Source organism: Pedobacter ginsengisoli (assembly GCF_030244015.1).
GTDB lineage: Bacteria > Bacteroidota > Bacteroidia > Sphingobacteriales > Sphingobacteriaceae > Pedobacter > Pedobacter ginsengisoli.
This window is the reverse complement of the sequence record NZ_JASSYX010000003.1, coordinates 778923-791109: the sequence shown is the minus strand read 5'-3', so window position 1 is coordinate 791109 and position 12187 is coordinate 778923. Positions and strand designations below refer to the sequence as shown.

Below are 12187 nucleotides of genomic sequence, written 5' to 3'. Positions count from 1 at the left end.
GGGGGATTGATTATGCCCGCGTCAGTTCAAATATCGTTATTTCCGGTAAAATTCCAACTCTTCCCGGATAACCTAAGAAGCCGTAGCCAACATTCACGTACAATTGCTGCTGTTGCTCCCGGTAAAGCCCTGACCATTCCTTGTAAATGTATTGTACCGGACTCCATTGAAAGGACTCGGTTTTCACTCCAAACTGCATTCCGTGCGTGTGCCCGCTAAACATGGCGTCTATCCGGGGATATTTTTCCAGTACCTCAGCACGCCAGTGTGAAGGGTCATGAGAGAGCAAAAGTTTAACAGGAAGATCATCTGTATCTTTTACAGCCAGTTCCATTTTTCCATACTTTGGAAAGCGGCCCATCCCCCAGTTTTCTATGCCCAGAATGCCGATCTCCTCACCGCTGACCTTTAGTCGCCTGTGTTCATTCATCAGCAGGTCCCAGCCCATCATTTTGTGGGTCGTTATTACATCCTGCAGGTTTTTGGCTTTGGCGGGCGAGGATTCCCTGCCAAAATGATAGTCACCATAGTCATGGTTGCCAAGTGTGGAGTAGACGCCAAGAGGGGCCTTAACTTTGCTGAATATATCCTGATAGTCACGCATTTCGGAGGCCATGTTGTTTACAAGGTCACCGGTAAAAATGACGACATCGGGTTTCTCTGCCAATAACAGTTCAACTCCGCCGCGGACGGCTCTCGGATTATAGAAGCTGCCTGAATGTATGTCTGAAAGCTGCGCGAGTTTCAGGCCTTCAAATGCCTTTGGAAGATTTGGCAGCACCAGCCGCTTTCGGATTACCTTATAATCGTACGCTCCTGATGCAATGCCCCAGCTGAGTGAGGTCAGCGGTATGGCCGCAGTAATGAGGCCGGCCCTGATGATAAAAGACGAGCGGCTTATAGGCTCGCCGGCGGCAATTATTGCTTCCGGCCCGCTTATTGGAGATTTTTTACGTTTATATATTTTCTTTAACCTGATAACAAGCCGACGCAGGTCGTCTGCGAGCAGAAAGGGCAACAGGACTAATTTGCAGGCAACAGTTAAGAAAAAAGCCACAAGTACGATTGACCTTAAAGAAAGATAAAAGATCGGGATCGTTACAAAAATGGATATAAAGACCCCAAATGTTAAGAAATAGTTGTATCCCCACCACACGGCGGCAAACCATTTTTTTGTTGTGGGTTTCCAGTTTTTAAATACGTTGAGGATTGCCTTGAAGCAATAGTAGTCAAATGCGAAAAGAAAAGCGCAAAGCAATAAAAGTAAGGGTAGTCTGCCCATTTATAGATTATTTAAAGTCAATGTCGTCATCCTCATCCTCATCCTCAAATTCACCCGCATTAAACAGACTGTCAAACATATCAGAAAAGCCGAATCCTCCATTGAGGAAATTCTTGTTCAGCTGGGAATATTCCGCAAGGCCATGGAGCACAAATTCCATAAGGAGCAGTGTTTGGTTTTCGCTAAGCTTAGGATGGAATTTTTTGACAAGATCATGGAGTCCGGTAATCTGCATCAGGGCCTTTTTGTATTGTGGTAGCATAAGTGCATCTGAAATGTCCAGTGTATTCCCTTCTGTGAACCATTCGGTAACCCCTGTATAAGGATTGGCCGTTTTACTTTTCTTTGCTTTTTCAGGGTCAGGGAAAAACCGGGAAAACAAAGTTTTAACCGCTTTACCGATCAGTGTATTTGCTACCTTGGCCGGGCCTTCCAGCTCGCCTTCATAAACCAGCTCAATTTTACCCGTGATTGCCGGAATGACCCCTGCAAGATCAGCCATGCGTACAAAAGTATCTTTCTCCCCGTTGATGAGCATTCTGCGCTCAGCGGTACTGATCAGGTTTTCATAAGCAGAGATGGTCAAACGTGCTGACACGCCGGATTTTTGGTCTATAAACTCGCTTTTACGGGCCTCAAAAGCCACTTGTTCTACCAGATCTTTTACCAGACCGTCTACCTCTATCAACTTTTGTTCTTCGGTCAGCTTTGCTTCCTGGAAAGTGATCTTCCTGGAAATGCCAATTGTTTTAGGGTAATGGGTCAGGATCTGGCTTTCTATACGGTCTTTTAGTGGTGTGACGATAGAACCTCTGTTGGTGTAGTCTTCCGGATTGGCGGTGAATACAAACTGCACATCGAGCGGCAACCTCAGTTTGAAGCCCCGGATCTGTATGTCTTTTTCCTGAAGCATATTGAACAACGCGACCTGGATGCGGGCCTGCAGGTCAGGAAGCTCATTGATCACGAAAATACTGCGGTGCGCCCTCGGGATCAGTCCAAAGTGAATCACACGCTCATCGTTGTAAGTTAATTTCAGGGTAGCTGCTTTTATCGGATCCACATCGCCAATCAGGTCCGCTACAGTAACGTCGGGTGTTGCCAGTTTCTCTGTATACCTTTCAGATCTGTGCTGCCAGCTGATTGGGGTATTGTCACCATGGATGTGAATTTCGTGTTTTCCATACCACGATATAGGGTTCAACGGGTCGTCGAAAATCTCACTTCCTTTTATATAGGGTATGTATTCATCCAGCAGGTTTACCATCAGCCGGGCGATGCGGGTTTTGGCCTGACCCCTTAAGCCAAGCAGCAGAATGTTATGGCGTGACAATATAGCTGTTTGCAGTTCCGGGATGACGGTTTCATCGTAGCCCAATATGCCTTCAAACCCGGCCTCTTTATTTTGAAGCTGCAGGATCAGGTTTTTACGGAGTTCGTCTTTGACAGATAGTGATTTATAGTTAGTGGCTTTTAACTGGCCTAGTGTTGTTATGTTGTCGTAATCCATTCAATTTTTATTCATGTTTATGTGATCTTATTATCCGTCATTGCGGGGTATGAAGCGTCTCATCATCTGATTGTTTTCGCTGAGATTGCTTCGTGCCTCGCAATGACGTTAATCGTACTAACGCACTGTTTTTCTTCGGTTTTTAATGTAATCTTCAAATATATACTCTCCAAGTCCGGTTAGAGAACTGTAAAACGCCCTTCCGCCATTAACCTGGGTAAACTCCCGTACAAAAGCCTGCAGGTAAGGATCTTTCGCGATCATAAAGGTAGTTATCGGAATACCGAGCCGTTTGCACTGGGCAGCCATATTCAGCGTTTTGCTAATCACCTTTCTGTCGAGTCCCATGCTGTTTTTATAATAGCGGCCGTTTTCCTTAAGGCAGGTCGGTTTACCATCAGTGATCATGAAGATCTGTTTGTTGTGCGTTTTTCGGCGGCGTAGCAGATCGGCCGCCAGCTCCAGTCCGGCAAAAGTATTGGTGTGGTAAGGGCCAACCTGTAAATAAGGGAGATCCTTTATGGTGATGGGCCACGCGTCGTTGCCAAACACCACTATATCCAATGTATCTTTGGGGTATTGTGTTTTGATCAGTTCCGCCAAAGCCATTGCCGTTTTTTTTGCCGGGGTGATGCGGTCTTCACCATACAGGATCATGGAGTGTGATATGTCGATCATCAGCACGGTAGAGGTCAGCGTCTTATAATCTTTCTCCTCCACTTCCAGGTCGCGTTCTGTAAGGGTAAAATTACCTATGCCGTGATTGATCTGCGCATTTTGTATAGAAGCGGTCATGTCTATCTGGTCCAGACTGTCGCCAAAGGCAAACTCTCTTCTGTCCGCGTTCTTTTCCTCTCCGATACCCGAGATATTGCTGTTGTGATTTCCTTTTCCTGCTTTTTTGAGTTTACCAAAGATCTCTTCCAATGCAGATTTACGGATCGTTTGCTCTGTTTTTGCAGTGATTTTCAGGTTTCCACTGCCATCCTCATTGAGATAGCCCTTTTCTTTGAGTTCATCAATAAAGTCACCCATGCCGTACTCATTGTTGGTGAATTTGTACTTCTTATCCAGCTCATTCATCCATGACAGGGCCTCAGCAGCGTCACCGGCGGTGTAATTGAGCAGTTGTGTAAATAATTTCAGCAGTTCGTCAAACCCGCCTTTGGGCAGGTCATCAGGCGTAAAATCAGAAAAATGGAACCCTCTCATATCTACCTTAATAAACGATTTACCGAAGGTAAAAGTTTGTCGGTTGACTAATGTTATCCACTTGTAAAAATAGCGGTTTATTTAGGGCTGCCTTGTGCCAGTGCACTTTCTGCTCTTTTTATGGCAAGTTTTTCTCTCCATTTGGCATATGGAGCTTTGAAAGCCATCTTGAGTATACTATCCAGGCCACCCTTGATCGCCAGGTTAAATACGCTTTGCGCTTTTCTGGTTATCGAAGCATCCCATGCCCTGAGGCTGAGTGAAAATGATCCGTCCAGGTATTTCATCCAGTGCCACATTCCGGTAGGCATGAACAGGGTATCTCCGTGCTCCAGGAACACCTCATATCCTTCAACGCCTTTTAAGGCAGGGAATTTTTCAAAGTCAGGATTTGCCACATCATAATCTTCCAGTGCATAAGTCGCATTGGGGATGCAGTACAGTCTTTTTTTCCATTTGTTGTCAAAAAGGACAATGTGTTTTCTTCCTCCAAAGTGCGTATGAAAAAGATGGGGAAGGTCGATGTCGTAATGTAAAAACGTTACTGAGTTGGAACCGCCAAAGAACATAGCCGGCATACTCTCAATAAAGCCACCCATCAGGTCTTTAGGGATCACGATATCGTTGATCAGTTCAGGATGATGTTTAAAGAGGTTAAAAAAGAAAATACGCAGTTCGGTAGGCTCTCTTTTTATCAGGTCAAGATAATCTCCGAATTTCATTTCTGCAACCGAAGCATTGATCGGTTTGGAAGGGTCGGCTTTGGAATTGTCCATCAGGCTAACGGTGATGTCGCCGCCGATCTGTTTTAAATAGTCGGTGTTCCATTTTTCCCTCGCCGGCCAGGATTTGGTCAGTCCTTTGATGATTAACGGACGTCTGACATCAAGATAGTTTTTTTTAAAATCAGCAGGGCTGATGCTCTCTACGGTATCTACCGGCTTTAAAATAAAGCTCATAATTAATAAAGATAAGATACCTGTAAACGGCTAAATGCCAGCTGACCGACCTTATGTTAAGACAAACATATAAAATTTCCGTATTACCATAACCTCAATGTTAATAATAGTGGAGAATTAGTACCTGTAGGAGTCAGTTGCTACTTTCAGAAATTCATTCCGGTACTGATTCGGCTGTTTTTCCATTACGGTCTTAAACTGTTTGTTAAAATTAGACAGTGTCTGGAAGCCGCATTCGTAACCGATCTGGTCAATATTCATATTTCCTTCTTTCAGTAATTTGCAGGCAGATTCAATCCTGATCTCTTTTACAAAATCAGAGAATGACTTGTTTACCCTCGATTTAAAATACCTGCTGAAAGATGTTCGTGTCATATTTACTAAAGAGGCCGCCTCAACGGCGCTGATGGTATCCCTATAATTTCTCATGACGTATCCATATACTTTGTTCATTCGCGTCGTTTCGGCTTCTGTATTGGAAGAAACCTGATAGTTGTGGGTAACAAAATGATATTCGCTTGATTTAGCCAGTACATTCAGTATTTTGATCAGCTGGATGACGCCGTCCATGCCGTCCAGCTCCAGCAGCTCACACATCATTTTACTTACCGTTTTCCTGGTATGGCCATAGATTTCCAGTCCCCGTTCTGATTTTTGGAACAGGCGGCTCAGCTGGCTCATTTCATCTTTCAAATGTAAGGCATCACCAAAAAAATCGTTGTGAAAATAGATGACAATAACCGTTGTTGACAGCTGACTGTCCCTTTCAAAATATTTGTTGTCATTTCTCCAGACATGGGGCAGGTGAGGACCAATGAGTACCATATCACCCGCTTTAAAAGAAGTCAGGTTATTTCCTACAAAACGGCTTCCCTCGCCTTCCATTACCCAATTTAATTGAAATTCAGGGTGTGAATGGAATGTAGGATCAAAATGCGGAGCGTGGATTTCCTTGATTACGTAGACCTTGGACTGTGAAATGGGGGATTTGGGAATTACATGGGTCATGTCATAATGGTTACATCAAAACACTCTTATTGCAAGGATTTAGGATACAATATAGTCATAATCAGATAAGATGTAAGGGGATTTCTGCATTTATAAAAATTAAACTTGTAATACTAAAACCAACTATAATCCCTATTGCTATGAAGAAAAATCTGAAATCCGGAATTCGACATTGATTTAAAAAATCAAAAAGTGAAGCCATAAATCGTTGGCCAGGAACAATTTTATCATCCATTAATTAAAGAAAGGAGACCAGCCATAATCAATGCGCTAATATACCCCTAGTTTCTACTATTTAATCTAAACTAAAACTAATCAAATATAAAATGAAAAAATTACTCTTATGGAGATTTGCTCTGGGCGGGCATGCTCTTTTGGAAAGGCGGCGCTACGCCTTTTTGTTACTGATTACTGTTATTTTTTTATCCCATTCGGCTCTTTATGCACAGCAACGGACCATTACCGGAACGGTTACTTTTCAGCAGCAGCCACTTACCGGGGTCAGCGTAAAGGTAAAGGGAGCTGCGGGGGGCATGAGTACCGACAAAGATGGCAAATATGCGGTAACACTGCCAGCTGGCAGGGGTGTATTGGTATTTACTTATATCGGGTTTCTTACTAAAGAAGTTATTGCAGCGGGCAGCAATACCGTTAATGTGGAACTGGAGGAAGATAAGCAACAGCTTACGGAAGTCGTGGTTACGGGATACGGTACACAGAAGCGTGAATCAATAACCGGGGCTGTAGCAACGATCAGTGCCAAGGATCTGGAAAAAGTGCATGGTGGTTCGCAGGTTAGTACTGGCCTGGCGGGTAAATTGCCGGGGGTTACCTTTAGAATGCCCGATGGAAGGCCAGGTGCCGGTGCAACTGTTCAGGTCAGGAACATGGGAAATCCTTTGTTCGTGATAGACGGGATACAGCAGGATAAACGCCAGTTTGACAACCTGGCCTCGAGCGATATAGAAAGTATTACTATTCTGAAGGATGCTTCGGCGGCGGTTTACGGGGTTCGCGCTGCCAACGGTGTGGTGGTGGTTACTACCAAAAGAGGGCGCCGGGGCGAAAATAACGTTATCAATATTGATGCGTTTACGGGATTTCAAAACTGGAGCAGGTTTCCGGACGTAGTAAATGATTCCTACTTGTGGTATTTGGGAAAAGCTGATGCCGAAATGAACCACACAGGCTCAACCACTGTAACCAAAGAGGAACTTGCCAAATATAAAGAGGGAACAGCAAGGGGCTACCAGAGCTTTAACTGGAAGGATTTCATTATTGAAAAGAATGCACCGCTCTACCAGCAAGCCATTAATGCCTCTGGTGGTTCAGACAAGATCAACTATTACTTTTCAGGAACAAATATGTTCCAGTATTCTGTATTGGGCAGAGAGTTTACTTATGGGCGTAAAAACATCAACGCCAATATTGATGCGAATATTACAGACCGGTTGAAAGTTGGACTTGGTGTAAATGCTTATAATGAAGTCAGGGACAACCCGGGTATTCCGGGAGGTGATGATTATAATTTGCCAAAGGCCGCCATTCTTTGGAACAGGCCCTGGGAACGTCCGTATGCCAATGACAATCCCGATTATATCAATGACATCGGTCACAACGAGTCCAACTGGGCTTATAACAATAAAAAATACGGTGGTTATTCAAATGATCGCAGGCGTTATGGAACGATCCGCTTTAATGCAGAGTACAAGATCCCATATATTGAAGGACTTACCGCACGCGGATCTTATTCTTATGGGCTGGAGGATCGCTTACATGATGGTCATGAATACACTTATAAAACCTATACCTACAACCCTACCGATGACACTTATAAAGCTACGGGAGGAAGTATCAATCCCTGGCGCGAAAGGAGAACACAAAAGATAGAGAAAAACAACTATCAGATGGGCCTGAATTATAACAATACCTTTGGCAAGCATACCATCGGCGGACTTCTTATTTCTGAGCGTTATGATGTCAGAGACAAGGAAGTCTTTGTCCACGCTGTGCCGGCAACAAATGTCCTCCCCCTGATCTATTTTAATACTTCAGACACTTACAACGATCGGGATGACCAGGAAGCGCGCATCGGGTATATCGGGAAACTAAACTATAATTTTGCCAATAAATATTACCTGGAAGTCTCGGGCAGAAGGGATGCTTCCTGGAAATTCGCGCCCAACAGAAGAGTGGGCTATTTCCCGTCCGTTTCCGGTGGATGGAGAATTTCGGATGAGAAATTCATGAAATCACTTTTGGGTGAAAACAGCAAGCTGAATGATTTGAAAATCCGTGCTTCTTATGGTATTTTGGGCGATGATGACAATGGGATCATTGCTACAGATTATCTGGAGGGCTATAATTACAACCGGAATGGCTACGGCATCCTGGACGGAAATCCGGTCATCGGTTCCAGGGACAAGGGAAAACCGATCCTGAATATTTCATGGTTCAAAAGTAAGATCCTTGATATAGGTGCCGATTTCACGCTATTTAACAATAAACTTACCGGAAGTGTCGATTATTTTAGAAGGTCACGTACCGGATTAAGGGGTACTAAATATGACATCATTCTGCCGGCCGAAATCGGGTTCAACTTAAGTGATGAGAATATAAACAAGGATCAGCAAAAAGGCGGAGAGGTTTTTCTTTCTTATAGCGGATCTGCCGGGGCACTAAATTTCACTGTGGGCGGCAATATCGGGTACGCCCGCAGTAAGTTTATTTCTTCTTATAAACCGATATTTTTTAACTCCTGGGACCAGTATCGCAATTCTGCAGAGGGCAGATACAAGAATCTGTTCTGGGCATACGATGTAGTCGGTCAGTTTCAGTCACAGGAAGAAATAAACAATTATCCGGTCAATATTGACGGCCAGGGCAATAAGACACTATTGCCGGGTGATCTGATCTATAAAGATCTCAATGGCGATGGGAAAATAGATGGATATGACGAACGACCCTTAGGTTTTGATAGAAGCGATGATCCTGACAGAACAGCTCAACCTCTTATAAATGGTGGATTTAACTTTACAGTTGCCTGGAAAGGGTTTGACTTTGCCGCAGATTTTTCAATCGGATCGATGTATAGTTTCAACCAGGAAAACGAGATAAGAAGGGCTTATTCTTATAATTCGGGTGCGTTGAATACCATATTAACTGACAGGTGGCACAGGGAAGACCCTTTTGATCTGAATAGTGCATGGATTCCCGGTAAATATCCTGCCATGCGGTTTAATGTCAACTCAGCGAGTTCGGTAAATAAAAATTCAACTTTCTGGCTGCATAATGTGACAGCGATACGGGCAAGGACAATTGAACTGGGTTATTCTTTACCTGCATCACTGATAGAAAAAGTAAATATCAAGAAGGCCCGTGTTTTTATAAATGGCTATAACTTATTTTCTATAGACAATCTGAAAAAGTTTGGTGTTGATCCAGAGGTGCAGGGTACAAACGGGTTGCAGTATCCGCAGAACTCTTTTGTTAATATGGGCGTTAACCTCACTTTATAAAAGCTTTTAATTTAAAATGACATGAAAAAATTTATCATAGCAATATCCGCATTGTTTATTTTCGGCGCAGGCTGCAAGAGTGATTCGGATTATCTGGACATCAAACCTACACAGGTTTTAAGTACTGAACTCGCATTTAGCGATCCTGCTCAGGTATTATCTATTCTGGCCGATCTCTATAACCGGCAGTACGATTATCCGCGGTTAACCGAATGGGTAACATTGGGTGATTTTAACGAAGCGTTTTATTCTCAGAATGACCAGTACAACAACTATCATGGAAACAGCACCTGGGATTTCAGAGGGTACAAAGGCCCGGATTTTGAAGGCAGGCCGGCCTACTTTTGGACGCCATGGGACTATAAATACATCCGTGAACTTAACCTCTTTATGGAACGCTGCGCTGCGGGTACAGCACTGGATGAGCCTACCAAAGCTTTATATATTGCGGAGGCCAGGTTTTTAAGAGCGAGCTACTATTTTACCCTCACCCAATATTATGGCGGGGTACCGCTTATTCTTAGTTCTCTGGAGTTTAATGGTGGTGATGTTACCGCACTGCAATTTCCCAGAAAAAAAGAATCAGAAATGTATGATTTTGTGATCAAAGAGTCGGAGGAACTGAAAGTTTTATTGCCTGCCAATGCCAACACCAAGGCACGAGCAACAAAAGGCGCGGCTCTTGCTATGGAGGCCAGGGCTGCGCTATATGCTGCATCAATTGCAAAATATGGGGCAACTACTCCATCTGTCTCACTTTCCGGCGGCGAAGTAGGTATTCCAGCCGGAATGGCAAATGGATATTATACTACGGCATTGAGGGCAGCCGAGGAAATTATCACTGGTGGAGCCGGTGCTTATTCCCTGTATAAAAAACAGCCCGCTAATCTTTCGGAAAACTTTGCTGCTATTTTTTATGACAAAACGCAAAATAATGAGGTGATCTGGGCAGACGACTATGCATTGAAATTTAAAAGACATGGATTTACACAAGTAAACCAGCCCAGGTTTGGTGCTGAGGAGGAAGAAGGCGGACGTATCAATCCTTCTTTGAACCTGGTTCAGTCATTCGAAAAACTGGACAATACATTTGAGCCACTCGCTACGAATGATATAAACGGGAATTTCATTTATTATACCAATCAGCAGGATATCTTTGCCGGCAGAGATGCAAGACTTGGCGGTACGGTTATTATTCCGGGCTCAAGCTTTAAATCGAGACCGGTCGATATATGGGCGGGTGTTCAGCTGGCAGACGGAACTGTGATCAGCGGCAGCGAACGTGGCGCGCAAAAAGTATTGCCAGGTAAAACGGTGCCGGAGCAGGTTGTCGGATTTGACGGTCCGATCAGCGGGATAGAGCATTCAGCACAAACCGGATTTTATATCCGTAAATACCAGGATCCGGCTATTGGCTCAGGCCAGCGCGGCGTAGGAAGTGCGGTATGGAGAGTAAGGTACCGTTTTGCTGAAGTCCTGTTAAATGCAGCTGAAGCTGCATTTGAGCTGGGCCAGACCGCCCTTGCAGCAAATTATATGAATGAGGTCCGCAGCCGGGCCGGGTTAACCGTTCCTTTAACTGCAGGGGATATCAACTTCGACCGGGTTGTTCACGAACGCAGGGTAGAGTTCGCTTTTGAAGGCGAGTACTTTTTTGATCTGAAACGTTTCAGGATAGCGCATAAGATATTTGATGGTGTTGCTTTAAGTAAAGCAGATCTTTTGAGTAATCTTTCAAAAGCTACAAAGAGAAGTACGCAGCCTTATGGCCTGCTGCCTTATAAGTTTTATGCACCGGGATCGCCAAACAATGGCAAATGGATTTTTAAAGTAGACTTGTCAAACAAAGTGACTGCAAGCGATAACTGGCAGCTGGGCAATTATTACAGCCAGATCGAAGCCGATATCCTGACGAAAAATCCAAAACTGGTTAAACAACCCAATCAGTAAGTGTTTACTCTTAAAATTACAAACATGAAAATCAAATTTCAATATATCTTATCTTTCGCATTAATTGCATCGGCCGTATCCTGCAAAAAAGATAATTTTGAAGAACCTAAAGCAGCTCTGACCGGACGGATCGTATATCAGGGTGAACCGCTCAATTTTGAATACAACAAAGTGAGTTATGAGCTGTACCAGCCCGGCTTTGGCAAAACCGGGCCTATCAGCAGTATATTTACACCTGAAGGGGCATTTTCACACCTTCTTTTTGACGGCAATTATAAAATGGTGGTTCCTTTGGGACAAGGACCTTTTGTCTGGAAACAAACAGCTGACGGCAAACCTGATTCTGTTGCCATCTCTTTAAAAGGTAATACCAGTCTGGACATCGAAGTCATGCCTTATTTTATGATCAGGACGCCTGCATTTGCATATTCGGGTGGAAAGGTTAGCGGCACATGTAAGCTTGAACAGATTGTAACCGGTGCAAACGCCAGGACTGTTGAACGTGTGACCCTTTATATCAGCAAAACACGGTTTGCAGACTCGCAAACCAATGTGGCGACTGCGAATGTTGCCGGGTTGGCCATACCTGATTTAAATAACGTAAGCTTAAACGTTACTGTACCAGCGTTGGTGCCGGCTCAGAATTACGTGTTCGCCAGCATTGGTGTCAAATTCTCGGGAGCTGATGACATGATTTTCAGCCCGGTAGTGAAGTTGACCTTTTAGCTGAATGCCATTTTAATTATTT

At 44.0% G+C, this 12187-nt stretch carries 8 protein-coding genes; 3 read left to right on the top strand and 5 right to left on the bottom strand.

Going from position 1 to position 12187, the window contains the following annotated elements; translation table 11 throughout:
• Nucleotides 1–10: 10 nt before the first annotated feature.
• From QEP08_RS15625 to QEP08_RS15605, 5 genes are all read right to left on the bottom strand, one after another.
• Complete coding sequence (locus tag QEP08_RS15625) at nucleotides 11–1282, bottom strand: metallophosphoesterase (RefSeq protein WP_285059427.1); 1272 nt, start codon at nucleotides 1280–1282, stop codon at nucleotides 11–13.
• Between the two features lie 7 nt (nucleotides 1283–1289).
• Nucleotides 1290–2792, bottom strand: a complete 1503-nt coding sequence (locus tag QEP08_RS15620) for a sigma 54-interacting transcriptional regulator (RefSeq protein WP_285059425.1) — start codon at nucleotides 2790–2792, stop codon at nucleotides 1290–1292.
• Between the two features lie 117 nt (nucleotides 2793–2909).
• Nucleotides 2910–4004 (bottom strand): vWA domain-containing protein, encoded by a 1095-nt coding sequence (locus tag QEP08_RS15615; RefSeq protein WP_285059424.1) that lies wholly within the window; start codon nucleotides 4002–4004, stop codon nucleotides 2910–2912.
• Between the two features lie 77 nt (nucleotides 4005–4081).
• Nucleotides 4082–4963 (bottom strand): cupin-like domain-containing protein, encoded by an 882-nt coding sequence (locus tag QEP08_RS15610; protein ID WP_285059422.1) that lies wholly within the window; start codon nucleotides 4961–4963, stop codon nucleotides 4082–4084.
• Nucleotides 4964–5080: 117 nt separating this feature from the next.
• Nucleotides 5081–5971, bottom strand: coding sequence for an AraC family transcriptional regulator (locus QEP08_RS15605; RefSeq protein WP_285059420.1), 891 nt, complete (start codon nucleotides 5969–5971; stop codon nucleotides 5081–5083).
• A 326-nt stretch (nucleotides 5972–6297) separates the two neighbouring features.
• On the opposite strand from QEP08_RS15605, the gene QEP08_RS15600 reads away from it, so the two are divergent.
• Genes QEP08_RS15600 through QEP08_RS15590 form a run of 3 tightly spaced genes read left to right on the top strand, consistent with a single transcriptional unit; the run spans nucleotide 6298 to nucleotide 12165 of the window.
• Complete coding sequence (locus QEP08_RS15600) at nucleotides 6298–9489, top strand: SusC/RagA family TonB-linked outer membrane protein (RefSeq protein ID WP_285059418.1); 3192 nt, start codon at nucleotides 6298–6300, stop codon at nucleotides 9487–9489.
• 21 nt (nucleotides 9490–9510) lie between these two features.
• Nucleotides 9511–11439 carry a RagB/SusD family nutrient uptake outer membrane protein gene (locus QEP08_RS15595; protein ID WP_285059417.1) on the top strand — a complete coding sequence of 643 codons (1929 nt, stop codon included), beginning with the start codon at nucleotides 9511–9513 and terminating at the stop codon, nucleotides 11437–11439.
• Between the two features lie 24 nt (nucleotides 11440–11463).
• Nucleotides 11464–12165: a DUF3823 domain-containing protein gene (locus tag QEP08_RS15590; RefSeq protein ID WP_285059415.1), complete on the top strand. Its 702-nt coding sequence runs from the start codon at nucleotides 11464–11466 to the stop codon at nucleotides 12163–12165.
• Nucleotides 12166–12187 lie beyond the last annotated feature (22 nt).

Coding starts and splice junctions, on each gene's coding strand:
- QEP08_RS15625 (WP_285059427.1), bottom strand. CDS start 1,282: ATGGGCAGACTACCCTTACTTTTATTGCTTTGCGCTTTTCTTTTCGCA.
- QEP08_RS15620 (WP_285059425.1), bottom strand. CDS start 2,792: ATGGATTACGACAACATAACAACACTAGGCCAGTTAAAAGCCACTAAC.
- QEP08_RS15615 (WP_285059424.1), bottom strand. CDS start 4,004: ATGAGAGGGTTCCATTTTTCTGATTTTACGCCTGATGACCTGCCCAAA.
- QEP08_RS15610 (WP_285059422.1), bottom strand. CDS start 4,963: ATGAGCTTTATTTTAAAGCCGGTAGATACCGTAGAGAGCATCAGCCCT.
- QEP08_RS15605 (WP_285059420.1), bottom strand. CDS start 5,971: ATGACCCATGTAATTCCCAAATCCCCCATTTCACAGTCCAAGGTCTAC.
- QEP08_RS15600 (WP_285059418.1), top strand. CDS start 6,298: ATGAAAAAATTACTCTTATGGAGATTTGCTCTGGGCGGGCATGCTCTT.
- QEP08_RS15595 (WP_285059417.1), top strand. CDS start 9,511: ATGAAAAAATTTATCATAGCAATATCCGCATTGTTTATTTTCGGCGCA.
- QEP08_RS15590 (WP_285059415.1), top strand. CDS start 11,464: ATGAAAATCAAATTTCAATATATCTTATCTTTCGCATTAATTGCATCG.